The following is a 16,845-nucleotide window of genomic DNA, read 5'->3' as shown; positions in this document are numbered from 1 at the left end:
CTTGCGGATCCTGTTGACCGGACACCAGGGCTACCTGGGCAGCGTGATGGTCCCCGTGCTCCTGGAGGCGGGGCACGAGGTGATCGGACTCGACTCGGGACTGTTCGCCGACTGCGTGCTCGGCCCCGTGCCGGACGACCCGCCGGGGCACGCCGTCGACCTGCGCGACGTGCCCGCCGAGCTGCTGGCCGGCGTGGACGCCGTGGCGCATCTGGCAGCGCTGTCGAACGATCCCCTCGGCTCGCTGGCCCCCGAATTGACCTACGACATCAACCACCACGCCTCCGTGCGGCTGGCCCGGCTGGCCAGGGACGCCGGGGTGCGCAGGTTCGTCTACGCCTCCACCTGCTCGGTCTATGGCGCTTCCGGGGGCGACGAGCTGGTGACCGAGGACGCGCCGCTGCGGCCGGTGACGCCGTACGCGGAGTCGAAGGTCAGGGTCGAGGACGACCTGGCGAAGCTGGCCGACGACGACTTCTCGCCGGTGTTCATGCGCAACGCCACGGCGTTCGGGTTCTCGCCCCGGCTGCGGGCCGACATCGTGCTGAACAACCTGGTGGGCCATGCCGTGCTCACCGGCCAGGTAAGGGTGCTGTCCGACGGCACGCCGTGGCGCCCCCTGGTGCACGCCGAGGACATCGCCGAGGCGTTCCTGCGGGCGATCGAGGCGCCACGGGACGCCGTGCACGCCCAGGCGTTCAACGTGGGCAGCGAGCGCAACAACGTGACGGTGGCCGAGATCGCCGAGGAGGTCGTCGCGGCCGTGCCCGGGGCCGAGCTGGTGATCACCGGGGAGACCGGCAGCGATCCGCGCTCCTACCGGGTGGACTTCTCCCGGATACGCGCCGCGCTGCCCGGCTTCGACACCCGCTGGACGGTCAGGGCGGGCGCCGAGGAGCTGACGGCGGCCTACCGCGCCTACGGGCTGACCCAGTACGACTTCGACCGGCGCTTCACCCGGCTGACCCGGCTCGCCGACCGCCGCGAGGCGGGCACCATCGGCGCGGAGCTGCGCCCGTGACGGATCCGACGCCTCCCTCAATGTCCGGGGAGGAGATGCACGCGCTGGTCGAGCGGCTGTACCCGCTGTGCCGCAGCATCACCGGCGACGGCCTGCGGCGGACCCTGGAGATCGTCGGCGAGCATCTGCCGCTGACGGTCACCGAGGTGCCGACGGGCACGGAGGTGCTGGACTGGAACGTGCCGAAGGAGTGGAACATCCGCGACGCCTACGTCAAGGACGCCGCGGGGCGGCGGGTGATCGACTTCCGGGAGTCGAACCTGCACGTGGTGGGCTACAGCGTGCCGGTGTCGGGGACGTACACGCTGGAGGAGCTGCGGCCGCACCTGCACACGCTGCCCGACCAGCCGGACCTGGTGCCCTACCGGACCAGTTACTACGCCGAGACCTGGGGGTTCTGCCTCAGCCGGCGCGTGCTCGACGGGCTCGGCGAGGGGCCCTACGAGGTGCTGATCGACTCCACGCTGGCGGACGGCTCGCTGACCATCGCCGAGCACGTGGTGCCCGGCGAGCTGGCCGACGAGGTCGTCGTGTCGTGTCACGTGTGCCATCCGTCGCTGGCCAACGACAACCTGGCGGGCGTCGCGGTGGCCGTGGCGCTGGCGCGCGGGTTGCGGCGGCCCCGCTACACCTACCGGTTCCTGTTCATGCCGGGGACCATCGGGGCGATCACCTGGCTGGCGCTCAACCGGGAACGCGTGCGCCTGGTCGCGGGCGGGCTCACGCTGGCGTGCGCGGGGGATCCGGGGGCGCTGACGTACAAGCGGAGCCGGCGCGGGGACGCCGTCATCGACCGGGCGGTCACGTACGTGCTGCGTGACCGGCCGCACGAGGTGCTGGACTTCTCGCCGTACGGGTACGACGAGCGCCAGTTCTGCTCGCCCGGGTTCGACCTGCCGTTCGGCAGCCTGACGAGGACGCCGTACGCCCAGTACCCGGAATATCACACCTCGGGGGACAACCCGGGGTTCGTCACTCCGGCCGCCATGGCCGACACCCTCGACGCCCTTACCCAGGTGGTCGAGGTACTGGAGGGCAACCGTACCTATCTCAACCTCAGCCCGTACGGCGAGCCGCAACTCGGCAGGCGCGGGCTCTACGAATCTCTCGGTGGACGGAGTGACACGAAACAGGCGCAACTGGCGATGTTATGGGTGTTGAACCTGTCCGACGGGGAGCACAGCCTGCTCGACATCGCCCGACGATCCGAGTTGCCCTTCGCCGCTGTGAAAGGGGCGGCCCTGGCACTGCTCGATGCCGGACTGGTGAAGGAGAAGGCGTGATGCGTTTCAAGGTCGGAGATCTGGTGGAAGTGCGGTCGGAAGCCGAGATCCTCGCCACGCTCGATGAGCGGGGGGAGCTCGACGGCCTGCCCTTCATGCCGGAGATGGCCGCGTACTGCGGCCGGCGGCTGACCGTGCACAAGGTGGCCCACAAGCTCTGCGACACGCAGACGGCCACCGGGCTCAGGAAGATGGAACGTGCCGTGCACCTGACCGGCGCCCGCTGCGACGGCTCCGGCCACGGCGGCTGCCAGACGGCCTGCTCCATGTACTGGAAGGAAGCCTGGATCAGGCGGGTCGAGCCGGGCAGCGCGCCCGCGACGACCGCCCCGCCCGACGCCGCCCTGCGTTCGCTGCTGCAGATCAGCACCCGCAGGCCGCCGGAGGCGGGCGAGGAGCGCTTCGTGTGCCAGGCCACCGAACTGCTGCGGGCGGCCCCCGTCTGCCTGCCGGTCAGAAGCCTGGGCCAGTACGTCACCGACGTCCGCACCGGGAACGCCGGACCGATCCGCACGCTGACGAGCCTGTTCATCGGCCTGTTCAACCGGGTGCAGGACTCCAGCAAGCGCTTCCTGCCGAAGCGGCTGCGGTTCCTGGGCGGGCGCCGCTGGGGCCTGCTCAAGCCGGGGCTGCGCGGCAGGACGCCCACGGGCTCGCTCGGCCTGCGGCCGGGCGAGCTGGTCAGGGTCAAGTCGAAGCAGGAGATCCTCGGCACGCTCAACGAGCACATGCTCAACCGCGGTCTCGGCTTCGAGGAGGAGATGGCCCGTTACTGCGGCAAGGTCGTCCGCGTCCGGTCCAGGGTCGAGCGCTGCATCGACGAGCGGACCGGCCGGATGCTGACCATGAAACAACCCTGCATCACGCTGGAGAACGTGATCTGCCAGGGCGTGTACAGCCTCAACTGCCCGCGCGAGTTCGTGCCCTTCTGGCGGGAAATCTGGCTCGAACGGGTCTCCACCTAGAAAGGCACGGATGGACAACTCAGAGCGTGTCGACGAGATCGGGGCGAAGGCAGGACGAGGCTTACGCTGGAGCCTGCTCGGCAACCTCGTCACCAAGGCAGGTTCCTTCGCCATGGGCCTGGTGCTGGCCCGGGTGCTCGCCCCTGATGACTTCGGCACGTACGCGGTGGCGCTCGCGGCGACGCAGATCGTCATGCACATCAAGGACATCGGCATCCAGGCGGCCACCGTGCAGTGGCGGGGCCGCCTGGAGGACATGGCGCCCACCGCGACCGTGCTCAGCTTCCTCTTCGCGACGGGGCTGTACGCGGTCTTCTACGCCTTCGCCCCCACCTTCGCCGGCATGGCCGGCAACGAGGACGCGGCGCCGGTCGTCAGGCTGCTCACCTCGATCATCCTCATCGAGGCGTTCACCGCGGTGCGCAGTGCGGCCCTGTTGCGCAGGTTCGACCAGGACAAGCTGACGCTGGCCATCATGATCGGCTTCGTGGCCAACGCCGCGGTGGCCGTCACCCTCGCGCTCAACGGCGCGGGCGCCTACAGCTTCGCCTGGGGGCAGGTCTGCGCCTCGGTGATCACCGGGGTGCTGATCTTCTTCTGGGGCTGGGTGCCGGTCAAGATCGGGTTCGACCGCGAGGTGGCGACGAAGCTGCTGCGCTTCGGCATCCCGTCGGCCGTCGGCTTCGGCCTGGAAGCCGTCCTGATGAACTCCAGCTACATCGTCGTCGGCGACGTGCTCGGCACCGAGGCGCTGGGTTACTACCTGCTGGCCTTCAACGTGTCCAGCTGGGTGCCGGGCATCATCGGCACCGCCCTGCGCTACGTGTCGCTGCCCAGCTTCTCGCGGCTGGCCGAGGAGCCCGCGGCGCTGTCGGAGGGCGTACGCAGGTCGGTCCCGGTCATGGTGGCCTTCGTCCTGCCGCCCGCCCTGGTGATGGCCGTGCTCGCGCACCCCCTCATCGACTTCCTGTACGGGGCGCGCTGGGACTTCTCCGCGGGCGTGCTGCGCTGGCTGGCGGTCCTGATGATCGTCAGGATGCTCATCTCCTTCCTGGCCGTGGACATCCTGACCGGGCTGGGCGCCACCAAGACCACCGTCGTGCTCAACCTCGGCTGGGCCGTGGCCCTGCTGCCGTCCTTGGTGGTGGGCGCGAACGTGGGCGGCATCAGGGGCGCGGCCATCGCGCACGCGCTCGTCGCCGTGTTCGTCACGCTGCCGATGGCGCTGTTCATCCTGCACCGGGTGGGCGTACGCCTCGGGCCGGTCCTGCCCGCCCTCGTACGGCCCGCCATCGGCGGCCTGGTCGCCGGGGCGGTGATGCTGTCGCTGGAGTGGCTGACCGAGGGCGGTCCCGCCCTGGTGACCCTGATCGTGGCGGGCGGTGCGGGCCTGCTGGTCTTCGTGCTGATCGTGGCGCCCACCGCCGTGCTGATGAAGCTCGTCAAGAGAAGGAGCGCCGTATGAACCTCGGCGACACGCTGGTCTCCATGGGCCTGCCGGTCTACAACGGGGCCGACCGCGTCGAGAAGGTGGTCCACTCCGTACTGGGCCAGGACCATCCGAACCTGGAGCTGGTGATCTGCGACAACGCCTCCACCGACAGGACGGAGGAGATCTGCCGCGACCTGGCCGCCACCGACGCGCGGATCGTCTACCACCGGCAGCCGAGCAACATCGGCCAGATCCCGAACTTCAGCGACGCCATCGCCCGGGCCAGGGGCACGTTCTACCGCTGGGTGGGCGACGACAACTGGCTCGCGCCCGACTACGTCTCCCGGTGCCTGCGCGTCTTCGAGCAGGACGAGCGGCTGCTCCTGGTCACCACCCAGCAGGCCTACACGGGCCCCGACGGCTCCTCCAGGACGGTCCCCTACTCCGGCAGCGGCTACCTCGCCGACGACCCGGTGGACCGGTTCAGTGAGTCGCTGCGGATGCTCAACGAGGACCCGCTCGCCATGGACCCGCTCTACAGCCTGATGCGCCGGGAGGGGGTGCTGGGCGTCAACCGCGGGCGGGTCCTCCTGCGCGAGGACGAGATCTTCGCCGCCAGGATGGCGCTGGCCGGGCCGTGGGGACACGTGCCGGAGATCCTCGCCGGCCGTACCTGGGAGGTCCAGCACCTGGCCGACATCGCGCGCAAGATCGGGGCGCCGTCCTGGCACGTGCGCTTCGCCACGGCGCTGCAGTGCAGGGAGCTGCTGCGGGCCCTCGGCGAGGTGCCGCTCACGCCCGCCCAGCGGCGGAGGGGGCGGGCCGTGGTGGCGCGGATGTACCTGCGCCGCCACGGCACGACCGCCACCCGGCGCGGCAGGAAGCTGATGAGCATGGCCGCCACACTGGTCGGCCGGTGACCGCGAGGCCGCCTCAGGGGCGGCCGATGAGCACAGCCCGCCTCAGGCGGGCTTCCGGCGCAGCCGCGCCCAGCGCGCCCCGGCCGCCGCACGTAGGGCGGGCCAGCTGCGGTGCCGCTGGAACGGCAGCTCGAACAGCGCCGCGAACCACCTGGCGAACACCACGGACACCGGTACGGCCAGCGCCGTCAGCACCACGAACCTGAGCACGCCGGGAGCCAGGTGGGGCGCCACCACGAAATGGTTGATCGTCACCACGACGGGCGCGTGCACCAGGTAGAGGCTGTAGGAGAAGGAGCCGAGCGAGCGCACCGGCCGGGTGTCCAGCAGGCTGACCAGGGGCCTCGGCCGACCCTGGGCCACGGCCGCGAGCAGCAGCCCCGCCGCCGGCGCCAGGGCGAGGTCCACCCAGAAGAAGTTCGCCACCGTCCATTCCGGGCCCCGCACGGCGATCAGTACGAACACGGGGACGACGGCGACCAGGGCCGCCCAGTGCAGGGGAAACCGCGAAGGGACCCGTACCACCCGGGCCGCGACCACGCCGACCGCGAACAGCACGGCGAACTGCGGGGTCAGCCGCATCAGCGTCGCGACCAGCGGGACACCGGGAGCCAGCAGCCCGACCGCCACCACGACGGCGGTGACCGCCGCGAGCATGGTCACGATTCCCAGCCGCCGCACGACGAGCAGCAGGAGCGGGAAGACGAAGTAGAGCTGCGCCTCGATGGCGATCGACCAGAGCGCGCCGTTGGGGCTCGGCGAGCCGAACACGTCCTGGAGCAGCAGCCCGTAGATCAGCGCGCTCTTGCCGGTGGGGACCGGCTGACCGGGCTGCGGCACGAGCGTCCACGCGACCACGAGGCTGAACAGCAGCGCCGCCCAGTATGGCGGCAGGATGCGCCAGGCGCGGCGGCGGGCGAACCTGCGCAGCCCGTCGAGCCGCCACCCGGCCCGGGCGGGGGAGACCGCCAGGGAGAAGCCCGAGAGGGCGATGAAGATCACTACGGCGAAGTGACCGTAGAGCAGCCAGCTCGCCCACCAGGGTCCGGTGTCGGCGGGGAAGCCGGAGAAGGCCAGCAACCGGCAGTGGTGCAGGACCACGAACAGTGCCGCCAGCCCTCTGATCCCGTCCAGCCCGCCCAGCCGCGCGCCGCCACCACCTGGTCGCGCGCCGGTCGCGGAGCCAGAGGTGTCTTCCGTCAACGAGCCCATCCCGCGCCACCCCCGCACAGGCCAGTTTTCGGCCACCGTGTGGTGTATCGCTGTGAATACCGCGTCCGTAACAAAGGTTGGCGTAACACCCAGGTCGGGAAAGCCGATGTACCCGTTGGAACGGTCTCCCGGGGGGTTTCCGACGCCCCGTTGCTTGGCATATCGGGCGGGGGTTATATGGAGTTTTGGAAGGCCATTCTCGGCCTCGCGCGCCAGCCGCTGGTCGGGGTTCCAGTGCTCCTGCTCGCCGTCGGTCTGGCTTTCGCCGGATATTTCGCGATGCCGATGCGCTATGTGACCAGCGTGTCCCTGGTGCTGGTGTCGCCGTCGGGCGGCGGATCGATCGACGCGACCAAGCCGCTCGCGCAGACGAACCCGCTGCTGCAGTTCAGCGACGACCTCCGGACCACCGCCAGCATCCTCATCCTCGCCATGAACACCACGGACGTCTTCAAGTCCGTCGGCGTGACGGACGGCGGGCCGACGGAGCTCGTCGTGGACGACGGGCGTACCAATCCCACGCTGCTCGGGGTGGGCACCACGGGGCCGTTCGTCTACATGCAGGTCGAGAGCGACTCTCCCGTCACGGCGAGCAAGGTGCTGTCCGCCGCCGAGGAGCGGCTGCGGACCGAACTGGAGGAGCGGCAGAACGACCTCAAGGCCCACCCGATCACGTTCGTGCAGGCCGACGAGGTGGTACGGCTCCCGCCCGAGGGTGACATGTCCATCAAGCTGCAGGGAACCGTGGGCGGGGCGCTGCTGGGCGTGGTGGCCGGGTTCGCGGCGGCGTACGCGATCGTGCGCAGGCGCTTGCTGGCGCCGTTCATGCAGCCGCTGCTCCGGAAGCCGGCCGAGGACGCCCTGGTGAGCCCGGCCGCCGAAGAAGCCGACAAGCCCGACAAGCCCGAAGAGCCCGGGGAGTCCGGGGAACCGGAGGACCCCGAGGAGCCGCCCGTACGCGAGGTCGTGGGCCGCAAGCCCGGCATCAACGGATCGGCGCCGGTGCCCGGCGACCTCGACGAGACCGGCCCCATCGACATCGTGCGGATCGGCGACGGTCACTGAGCCGGTCAGTCGTCCCCGCTCGCCGATCCGCGTGCGTTGTCGGTTACCGCAGGGTCACTTGCGGCGGGTGGCCAGGTCCGCCAGGACCGGCGGCACCCAGCGGCGGGCGGTCTGGCGGAGGCTGCTCTTCCACTCCTCGCCCGGACGCTGCTTGAACTTGGTGTCGTGCTCGTCGAGCACCTCGTCCTCAGGGCGGCCGTTGGTGTAGTAGTAGAGCGCCATCGACCGCCGGGCCCGGTCGTCGGGGCAGGTCAGCGGCTCGGGGTGGCCGTGGTTGGCGTCGTCGGTGGTGGCGAAGAGCACGAACCTGTTGAACACCGGAAGGATCTTGTGCTCGCACTCGGTCATGTCCTTGTTCCACAGCTGCAGGTGGCCGCCGTAGGACTCCTCCCACTCCTTGTTGAGATAGAGCAGCCCGTTGAGCCGGCGGTCGAGGTTGAGCCTGCGGTGCCGGTTGAAGTCCACGTGCACCTTCAGGAAGCCCCCCGGCTTGATCTGGTGCAGCCCGCCGCCGTCGTAGTGCGGATCGGACACGAGGTGCTCGATCCCGCTCAGCCGCTCCAGGAAGTCGATGAAGACCTGGCCGTTGAACTCCGCCAGCAGGTGGCGGGTGGCGGGCCCCATGCGCTCGGTGTCGGCCAGGGCCAGCTTGATCTCCTGGGCATTGTCGAACCGCTGCCACTCGACGTCTCTGGGCTCCGGGAACTCGGCCAGGACGGGCTCCAGCACGTTCGGCGGCAGGAAGTCGTCGATCACCACGTGCCGGAAGGGGCTCGCGTTGAGAAAGCTGTCGCGCAGTTTGTCCCCCAGTGGAAGGAGGTCTTCGCGGCGGAAGGTGAAGTTGTCGACTTTCTGCATGGACCGCTCCCCACCAGTCGATGTGTTTGTCCCCGCGTGGCAATCGCCTGATGGACCGATCCCGTTACAAAAGTCCCAGTAACGCCGGGTGCTGCTCATGCCGATTCCCTTGGGGAGAGTTGTGCGGAGGGGGAGGAAGCGTCTTGGACTTCTGGGGGACGGTCCTGGTCGTTTTCCGCAGGTGGTACGTCACCGTCCCGGCGTTCCTGCTGGCCCTGGCCGCGGCGTACGGGGTCTACCAGACGATCCCCGTCATCTACCAGTCGAACGCGGTGCTGGTGCTGACGATCCCGCCGACGGGCGGGAGCGTTCCAGTGGACCCGAAGTACCCCAACCCGCGGACGAACCCGTTGCTCAACTACGACGGCGCGCTCAACGTCTCGGCCTCCATCCTGCTGCAGGTGCTGAGCGCGCCCGAGACCGCGGCGCAGCTCGGCGCGCCGCCGGGCGGCGAGACCACGTACACGGTCAACAACGGCAGCGCCAACCCGGAGTTGCTGGCCAGCGGCCCCTTCGTGATCATCGAGGCCAGGAGCCCGTCGGCGGAGGTCGCGCACACCCTCGTCACCAAGCTGGTCGAACGGGCCAAGGCGGAGATGGCCGCGCGCCAGAGTCTGCTCAAGGCGCCGCGCAGCACGTTCATCCAGCTGACCGACATGGTCGCGCCCACGACGCCGCAGGAGCAGCGCGGCGGCAAGAGCCGCTCGGCCGCGGCCGTACTGGCTCTCGGCCTGTTCGCCTGCCTGACGGCCGGGTTCGCCACGGAGAGCCTCGCGGCGGCGCTGCGGCGCAGGCGTCTGAGCCGGCAGGCGGCGCCCACGCGGGACACTGAGGCCGATCCGGCGTCGGAAGCCGGCGCCGAAGGGCTGGTGCTGCGGCCGTGAGCGCGACGCGGACGGCCCCCGCGCACGATCTCGCCCCGCCCGTGGGCGAGCCCGTCCCGGGGAGGGCCCGGCGGCCGGTGCCGCATCGGGCCGACGCCGCCACGGCGGGCGTCGTCTTCGTGGTGATCCTGATGATCGTGCCCGCCAGGCTCGTCTTCCGTGGCCTGTCGTTCGCGATCACGCCCGCCGAGGCCGTCGGCCTGTTCGCGATGGCGTGGTGGTTCTGCGCCCACTTCACCGACACGCTCGGCGTGGCCAAGGGCCGTACGTTCGTCCGTACCATGGTGTTCGTCTACGGCGCTTCGCTGCTGGCCACGTACGCCTACGCCACCGCCGGGTTCCTGCCCGGCGACGAGCTCGACCTGGCCGACCACATGCTCGTCTCCGCCACCGCGATGATCGGCGTGGTGCTGCTCATGGTGGACGGCGTGCGCGGCAGGGACCGGCTGGACCTGGTGCTGAAGAGCGTCGCCGTGATGGGCGCGGTGCTCGGGGTGATCGCGGCCCTGCAGTTCCTGTTCCAGATCGACCCGACCAGGTACATGGTCCTGCCCGGCCTGCGCTTCACCCAGGAGGAGCTGTTCATCCTGGAGCGGAACGGGCTCAGCCGGGTCGCCGCGACCACCGGGCACCCCATCGAGTTCGCGGTCGTGTGCGCGATGATCCTGCCGATCGCACTGCACTACGCCTTCCGGGCCCACGAGCAGGGCAAACCGTCCGTGCGCTGGTGGATCTGCGCCACGCTCATCGGGGCCGGCATGGTCTTCTCCGTCTCGCGCTCGGCCTTCGTCGGCCTGGCGGGCGCGGCCGTGGTGCTGCTGATCGGCTGGCCCAAGGTGCGCCGTCTGATCGCGGCGGGCGCGGTGCTGGTGTTCGTCGTGGGGGTGCGGCTGGTGGTCCCTGGCGTGCTCGGCGCGATCATCACCCTGTTCACGGGCCTGTCGAACGACTCCAGCCTGCGCTGGCGCATCATGGACTACTCCGCCGCGGCCACCGAGATCGCCAAGCACCCGTGGCTGGGCCGCGGCCTCGGCACCTGGTACGCGCCCAAGTATCTGGTCTTCGACAACCAGTACATCCTCACCACCGTCGAGACCGGGGTGATCGGCGTGCTCGCGTTCGCCGGGCTCTTCGTGGCGGGCATCTGGTCGGCGCTGCGCGCCAGGCACCTGATGAGCGATCCGGCCGGCCGGGACCTCGGGCTGACGCTGGCGGCCTGCCTGGTGGTGCCGCTGATCGGCGCGGCCACCTTCGACCTGCGCTCGTACGCCGTGGTGACCGGCCTGTCGTTCCTGCTCGTGGGCGCGGCCGGCGTCCTCATGCGCGAGGCGCGGCACGGCCGGACGGCCACGTCCCCTCCCGTGGACCCGCTGCGTGACCGGCCGGCCGCGTCACCTCCGCTGGACCCGGGGCTCAGTCCAGCAGGCGCTGACGGGCGTCCTTCCACGAGCCCGCGGACAGATCCCGCTCGCTGATCGCCGTGACCGGCAGCGGCCAGTCGATGGCGAGGTCGGGGTCGTCGTAGCGGACCGCGATGTCCTCGGACGGGTCGTGCTCCCTGTCGATGCGGTAACACACGTCCGCCTGGTCGGTCAGCGCCTGGTAACCGTGGAGCAGCCCCGGTGGCACGTACAGGTGGGTGAACGTCTCGTCGTCCAGCCGCACGGCGGCCATGCGGCCGAAGGTGGGTGAGCCGGGCCGCGCGTCGACCAGCACGTCGTGGATCGCTCCACGGGCGCACCTGACCAGCTTGGCCTCGCCCCGGCCCGAGCGTCCGTGCAGCGCCCTGACGGTGCCGAGCCGCGAGCGGGACTGGCTGTCCTGCACGAATGCGGCGGGGTCGAGCCCGTGCTCGGCGGCCACCGCCGCGTCGAAGGTCCGGGTGAACATGCCCCGGTGGTCGTAGTGCGGCGTGGGGACGAACAGCAGCACGCCTTCGAAGGCCCCTTGCTCCACTCTCATGCGCTCATATTCGCCGAAGGGCGACGACATCTGCCAGACCCACGCGTAACGGGGCTCTCGTGCATGTCGATTTATTTCGTGGATGGTCGGGATGACTCGGCCCTGGGAAGGGAGCGACGACATTCCGGATCCCTCATTGACCGCGGCTGTCCCTCCGGCGCGTGCGCGCGTCGGAACGATCCACATCACCTCCCTCACCGAGGCGGAGGTGGCCGCGCACGTCTCCCGAGCCTGGGCGCGCGGCCGGGGCGGCACGATCGTCACCGCCAACGTCGACATCGTCAGGGCGGCGGCCCGGGACCCTCTCCTGACCGCGCTCGTCGAGCGGGCGGAGCTGGTGGTCGCCGACGGCATGCCGGTGGTGTGGGCGGGCCGCCTGGCCGGGGTGCCGATCCCCGAGCGGGTGACCGGGTCCTCGCTCGTCCACTCGCTGAGCGAGCGGGCGGCGGCGGACGGCCGCTCCGTCTACCTCCTGGGCGGCGACCCGGGCGTGCCCGAGGCGGCCGCCGCCGCTCTGGTGGCCCGGTACGCCACGCTCAGGATCGCCGGCACGCACTCGCCGCCGTACGGCTTCGACGGCGATCCCGCGGCGCGCGGTGACGCGGTCGGCAGGGTGGCGGCGGCCGGACCCGACCTCGTGCTGGTGGGCCTGGGGTTCCCCAAGCAGGAGCGGCTGATCGAGGAACTGCGCGCGGAGGTGCCCGCCGCCTGGTATCTGGGGTGCGGCGCCGGCATCCCGATGGCGGCCGGCCAGTTCAGCCGCGCGCCGCGCGCTTTGCAGTCGGTGGGCGGCGAGTGGCTGCACCGGCTCGCGCTCGAACCACGCCGCCTGGCCAGGCGCTATCTCCGTGAGGACGCCCCCTTCGCCGTCGCGCTGCTCGCCCGGGCGCTGCTCAGCCGCTTCCGACGCTCCTGAGAGGGTACGCCCGCATGCTCGCGATAGTGATCGTCAGCTACTTCAGCGCCCGCGTGATCGGAGACTGCCTGCGCTCCCTGGCCCCGGCCGGGGCCGGGGACGCCAGGGTGATCGTGGTCGACAACGACTCGACGGACGACACGATCGCGGTGGCCCGCGAGGCCCTGCCCGGCGTCGAGGTGATCGCCACGGGCCGCAACGGCGGGTTCGCCGCCGGGGTGAACGCCGGCATCGCCGCCGCGCCGGGCTGCGACGTCCTCGTACTGAACCCGGACACCCGCCTGTTACCCGGCTCCATCGACACGTTGCGCGCGGCGCTCGCCGTGCCGGGCACCGGGATCGCGGTGCCCCGCATCACCGGTGACTCCGGCGAGCCGCACCTGTCGCTGCGCCGCCGGCCGACCGTGCTCAGAGCACTCGGGGAGGCGCTGCTGGGCGGCCACCGGGCCGGGCGGGTGCCCGCGCTGGGGGAGCTCGTCGTGAGCCCCGCGAACTACGAGCGGGACGGCACGGCCGACTGGGCCACCGGCGCCGCCTGGTTGGTGTCGGCGCGCTGCGCCGAGGCCCTCGGCCCGCTGGACGAGAGGTACTTCCTGTACTCGGAGGAGACCGAGTACATGCTGCGGGCGGGGGATCGCGGCTTCGCGGTGCGCTACGCCGAGGCCGCCCACGCCGTGCACCTGGGCGGCGACCAGGCCGTCTCCAGCCGTCTCTGGGCGCTGTCGGCGGCCAACCGGGTCAGGCTGCACCGGGAGCGCCACGGCCGGCCGCGCGCGCTGCTCATGTGGCTCGCCGTCGTGCTCAACGAGACGATCAGGGCGCTCACCCGAGGCAGGACGGGCGGCGCACGGCACAGGGCCGCCCTGCGGGCGCTGTGGCGGATGCCCCGCTGGCCCGTGGAGGCGCAGCCCGCCCCTGGACCGTCGCAGGCCCCCGGATACGTCTGCTTCTCGGCGCAGGACTGGTGGTACCACAACCGGGCGCACTCCGACTTCCAGCTCATGCGCTCCGTCGCGGCGCACCGCAGGGTGCTCGTGGTCAACAGCATCGGCATGCGCATGCCGACCCCGGGCAGGTCCACCCAGGTCACCAGGCGCATCGTGCGCAAGCTGCGCAGCGTCGCCAAGTTCGTGCGCCGGCCGATGCCGGGCTTCTACGTGATGTCCCCGCTGCCGCTGCCCTTCTACGGCTCGCCGCTGCTGCGGCGCTGCAACGCGTCCCTGGTCCGCGCCCAGGTACGGGTGGTGTGCCGGGCGCTGGGGCTGGCCCGCCCGGTGATCGTGGTGACCATCCCCACCGCCTGGGACGTGGTGCGCCCGATGGCCAGGCGGTCGCTGGTGTTCAACCGCTCGGACCGGCACTCGTCCTTCCCCGAGTCGGACCGTGCCACCATCGAGGGGCTGGAGCGCGAGCTGCTGACCCGGGCCGACCGCGTCGTCTACGTCAGCAGGGCGCTGCTGGCCGAGGAGGCGGCCCTGACCCGTGACCGCGCGCACTTCCTGGACCACGGCGTGGACCTGGACCATTTCACCCGCACAGACGACCTGCCGGAGGACCTGGCGGCCATCCCGGGCCCGAGAGTGGGGTTCTTCGGCGCGCTGGACGATTTCGTGGTCGACTTCGACCTGCTGGAGAAAGTCGCGGTCGAGCTGTCGGACGTCTCGCTGGTGCTCATCGGCGACGCCACGGTGCCGATGGAGCGGCTCACGAAATATCCCAACGTGCACTGGCTCGGCTTCCGCCCGTACGAACGCATTCCCGCCTACGGCTCGGGCTTCGACGTGGCCATCATGCCGTGGCTGGACAATTCCTGGATCCGCCATTCCAACCCCATCAAGCTCAAGGAATATCTCGCACTCGGCCTGCCCGTCGTGAGCACGGACTTCGCCGAACTCGCGAATTACACTGATCGGGTAAGAGTCGCCACCGATCCCGCCGGGTTCGTGGCGGCCATCAGAGCGACCCTCCAGCAAGGCGGGCTCCGCTCCGCCGCGGAGTTGCGTGAGTCCGTGCTGGACGCGTCGTGGTCGTCACGCGCGAAAGAGCTCATGGCGCTGGCCGAGGGGGAGAGCGGATGACAAGGCGTGGCGCGTTACTCGCGGTGGCGGTGCTCGCGATAGCGGCCCTGCTCTGGTTCGTCCCGCGCGGCCTGGCCGACCCGCCGGCGGCGACGCCCCCGGCCACGCCCCGGCCGAGCGGGCCGACGCAGCCGGCGGAGCTCGGCCGTGTGCCGTGGGAGGGCGGTCCCGCCTACTACGCCAAGTTCCCGGCCACGGCGGCGGCCGGCTGGACGAAGGACTCCTTCTTCCCCATCGGCGTCTGGTACGAGTCGGTGATCACCCAGGACGACGTCGACAAGGACCGCGCGGCCGGCATCAACACCTACGTCGAGCTCACCGAGACCAGCGACATGGCGTTGATCAGGAACAACGGCATGTTCGCCATCCCGAGCAAGCCGCTGCCCGGCCACGGCGCGGAGACGGTCGCCTGGCTGATCACCGACGAGGCCGACATGTGGGCCGGGCCGGGTGACGACGGCTGGACCGGCAACTTCCCCGGCCAGGGCCCGCTGTGCATCCCCGACGACCCGCACAAGGAACGCTGCGGCTACACGGTCATGAAGACGCTCAAGGAGCGGCTGCCCAAGGGCGACGGCCGCCCGCACTACGCCAACTACGGCAAGGGCGTCATGATCTGGCAGAACGACGCGCAGGCCGGGCGGTTCGTCAACGACTACACCGACCTCGTCTCACTCGACGTCTACTGGTACACCAGCCATTACGCCTGCCAGGACGCGGAGGGCTGGCTGAACATCCCCCAGGAGCAGTGCCGCCTGTCGGCCAACTACGGCTCGCTGCTGGACCGGCAGCGCAAGCTCGACGCCGCGGACGGCGAGCGCCAGCCCATCTACGCCTTCGTCGAGGTCGGCTGGCCCGCCCCGGAGGACACCCGCGGCATCGAGCCGGAGCAGGTGAAGGGCGCGGTGATGAACTCGATCATCCACGAGGCCAGGGGCGTCATCTACTTCAACCACAGCTTCGGCGGGCCGTGCCAGACGCAGCACGCGCTGCGCGACGCGTGCGGCGCGCGGACCAGGCCCGCGGTCACCGAGGTGAACGCGCAGCTCCGGCAGCTCGCGCCCGTGCTGAACACCCAGTCGCTCGACTACTACTCCTTCGGCCAGGGGCTCGACACGATGCTCAAGGAGCACCAGGGCTCCTACTACGTGTTCGCGATGCTCAAGAGGGGGGTGCAGCCGGGGGTGCGCTCGTTCCGCCTGCCCGGCGGGCTCTCGCCGAGCAAGGTGGAGGTGCTGTTCGAGAACCGCGAGGTGCCCGTCTCCGGCGGCTCCTTCTCCGACTCCTTCGCGAAGGAGTACAGCTACCACATCTACAAGATCACTCCGTGAGCCCTTCGAACCACCGCACCGTACGCCGCAGGCCCTCCTCCAGCCCGGTGCGCGGGCGCCAGCCGATCAGCTCCAGCGCGGGCCCCGGGTCGGCCGTCTGCGGCACGTCCAGCGGCCGGTCGGGGACCGTCCCGAACGGCGGCGGCGACTCCTCCCCGGCGATCCGGTAGAGCAGCTCGACCGCCTCCCGCACCGACACCCGCGTGCCCGTGCCCACGTCGAACGCCTGGCCCAGCGCCCGCTCGCTCAGCCCGGCCAGGACGAAGGCCTCGACCACGTCGTCCACGTAGACCCAGTCCACCGGCTTGGCGCCGCTGGTCAGCCGGGGCTTGTCGCCCCTGAGCAGCGCCAGCGTCACGTAGGGCACCAGTTTGGCGGTGTCGCGCTGGCCGGGCCCGTACACCATGGTCGGACGCACGATCGTGTAGGGCTGCCCCCACAGCCGGTGGTAGAGCTCGGCGTAGCCGGTGGCCGCCGCCTTGGCCATCGCGTACGGCGAGGGCGGCGGGCAGTGCCCGTTCCCCGGCCGCGGCTCCTCGCTCGACCCCGCCAGCACCACCCGGCATCCGGGCCCGGCGGCCGTCAGCACGTTCACCGTGGCCGTGAGGTTGCCCTCCAGCGTCGCCCGCACGACGGACACGTCCCTGGCCCCGTTCACCTCGCCGGCCAGGTGGAAGACCACCTCGGGGCGGACGGTGGCGAACAGGGCCGTGACCGCCCCGGCGTCCCGCAGGTCGGCGCCCGTGCTCCGGCTCGCCCCGTGGACGTCCGCGCCCAGCTCGGCCAGCCGCCTGACCAGGTGGGCGCCGATGAACCCGGACGCCCCCGTCACCAGCACGCGCCTGTCTTGCCACTCCAACGGACAGCGCCCCTCTCCGGGTCGGCGGGCACACGATCGGGGCCCGCTCGGACGAAGCC

15 protein-coding genes are annotated in these 16,845 nt (G+C 71.0%); 11 read left to right on the top strand and 4 right to left on the bottom strand.

Going from position 1 to position 16,845, the window contains the following annotated elements:
* The first annotated feature begins 1 nt into the window (after position 1).
* From BLS95_RS16290 to BLS95_RS16270, 5 genes are read left to right on the top strand one after another with little or no spacing between them, the layout of a single operon-like run.
* A complete protein-coding gene (locus tag BLS95_RS16290; protein WP_090931920.1) occupies positions 2-1,021 on the top strand; it encodes an NAD-dependent epimerase/dehydratase family protein in 1,020 nt (339 codons plus the stop codon).
* Complete coding sequence (locus BLS95_RS16285; RefSeq protein WP_245765078.1) at positions 1,018-2,304, top strand: DUF4910 domain-containing protein; 1,287 nt, start codon at positions 1,018-1,020, stop codon at positions 2,302-2,304. The genes BLS95_RS16290 and BLS95_RS16285 overlap by 4 nt, the downstream gene beginning before the upstream one ends.
* Positions 2,304-3,269 (top strand): hypothetical protein, encoded by a 966-nt coding sequence (locus BLS95_RS16280; RefSeq protein ID WP_090931915.1) that lies wholly within the window; start codon positions 2,304-2,306, stop codon positions 3,267-3,269. Before BLS95_RS16285 ends, BLS95_RS16280 begins: the two co-directional genes overlap by 1 nt.
* A 10-nt stretch (positions 3,270-3,279) precedes the next feature.
* Positions 3,280-4,734 (top strand): lipopolysaccharide biosynthesis protein, encoded by a 1,455-nt coding sequence (locus BLS95_RS16275; protein ID WP_090931913.1) that lies wholly within the window; start codon positions 3,280-3,282, stop codon positions 4,732-4,734.
* Entirely contained in the window at positions 4,731-5,621 is an 891-nt protein-coding gene (locus BLS95_RS16270) for a glycosyltransferase family 2 protein (protein ID WP_090931911.1), read from the top strand. Before BLS95_RS16275 ends, BLS95_RS16270 begins: the two co-directional genes overlap by 4 nt.
* 42 nt (positions 5,622-5,663) lie before the next feature.
* Here the strand turns inward: BLS95_RS16270 and BLS95_RS16265 are convergent, their stop codons facing one another.
* Positions 5,664-6,824 (bottom strand): acyltransferase family protein, encoded by a 1,161-nt coding sequence (locus tag BLS95_RS16265; protein ID WP_245765077.1) that lies wholly within the window; start codon positions 6,822-6,824, stop codon positions 5,664-5,666.
* A gap of 186 nt (positions 6,825-7,010) precedes the next feature.
* Here BLS95_RS16265 and BLS95_RS16260 point away from each other — a divergent pair, with 186 nt between their 5' ends.
* On the top strand, positions 7,011-7,898 hold the full coding sequence (locus tag BLS95_RS16260) for a hypothetical protein (protein WP_090931907.1): 888 nt from the start codon (positions 7,011-7,013) through the stop codon (positions 7,896-7,898).
* A gap of 54 nt (positions 7,899-7,952) precedes the next feature.
* On the opposite strand, the gene BLS95_RS16255 is transcribed toward BLS95_RS16260, so the two are convergent.
* A complete protein-coding gene (locus BLS95_RS16255) occupies positions 7,953-8,756 on the bottom strand; it encodes a 2OG-Fe(II) oxygenase (RefSeq protein WP_090931905.1) in 804 nt (267 codons plus the stop codon).
* Positions 8,757-8,899: 143 nt separating this feature from the next.
* On the opposite strand from BLS95_RS16255, the gene BLS95_RS16250 reads away from it, so the two are divergent.
* A complete protein-coding gene (locus tag BLS95_RS16250; RefSeq protein ID WP_090931903.1) occupies positions 8,900-9,640 on the top strand; it encodes a hypothetical protein in 741 nt (246 codons plus the stop codon).
* Complete coding sequence (locus BLS95_RS16245; protein ID WP_245765076.1) at positions 9,637-11,115, top strand: O-antigen ligase family protein; 1,479 nt, start codon at positions 9,637-9,639, stop codon at positions 11,113-11,115. The genes BLS95_RS16250 and BLS95_RS16245 overlap by 4 nt, the downstream gene beginning before the upstream one ends.
* On the opposite strand, the gene BLS95_RS16240 is transcribed toward BLS95_RS16245, so the two are convergent.
* Complete coding sequence (locus BLS95_RS16240; RefSeq protein WP_090932075.1) at positions 11,054-11,602, bottom strand: dTDP-4-dehydrorhamnose 3,5-epimerase family protein; 549 nt, start codon at positions 11,600-11,602, stop codon at positions 11,054-11,056. The genes BLS95_RS16245 and BLS95_RS16240 overlap by 62 nt on opposite strands.
* Positions 11,603-11,738: 136 nt before the next feature.
* Between BLS95_RS16240 and BLS95_RS16235 the strand changes: the two genes are divergently transcribed.
* The 3 genes from BLS95_RS16235 to BLS95_RS16225 are packed head-to-tail and all read left to right on the top strand — an operon-like array spanning position 11,739 to position 15,927.
* Positions 11,739-12,518 (top strand): WecB/TagA/CpsF family glycosyltransferase, encoded by a 780-nt coding sequence (locus tag BLS95_RS16235; RefSeq protein ID WP_245765075.1) that lies wholly within the window; start codon positions 11,739-11,741, stop codon positions 12,516-12,518.
* 14 nt (positions 12,519-12,532) lie between these two features.
* Positions 12,533-14,596 carry a glycosyltransferase gene (locus BLS95_RS16230; RefSeq protein ID WP_090931899.1) on the top strand — a complete coding sequence of 688 codons (2,064 nt, stop codon included), beginning with the start codon at positions 12,533-12,535 and terminating at the stop codon, positions 14,594-14,596.
* Positions 14,593-15,927: a hypothetical protein gene (locus tag BLS95_RS16225; RefSeq protein ID WP_143043732.1), complete on the top strand. Its 1,335-nt coding sequence runs from the start codon at positions 14,593-14,595 to the stop codon at positions 15,925-15,927. Before BLS95_RS16230 ends, BLS95_RS16225 begins: the two co-directional genes overlap by 4 nt.
* Here the strand turns inward: BLS95_RS16225 and BLS95_RS16220 are convergent.
* The gene (locus tag BLS95_RS16220) at positions 15,917-16,786 is read right to left on the bottom strand and encodes an NAD-dependent epimerase/dehydratase family protein (RefSeq protein WP_176993219.1); all 870 of its coding nucleotides are present in this window, start codon (positions 16,784-16,786) and stop codon (positions 15,917-15,919) included. The genes BLS95_RS16225 and BLS95_RS16220 overlap by 11 nt on opposite strands.
* Between the last annotated feature and the right edge of the window lie 59 nt (positions 16,787-16,845).

The organism is Nonomuraea jiangxiensis (assembly GCF_900099965.1).
Lineage (GTDB): Bacteria > Actinomycetota > Actinomycetes > Streptosporangiales > Streptosporangiaceae > Nonomuraea > Nonomuraea jiangxiensis.
Note: the sequence above shows the minus strand (reverse complement) of the source record. Positions and strands in the feature narration are given on the sequence as shown.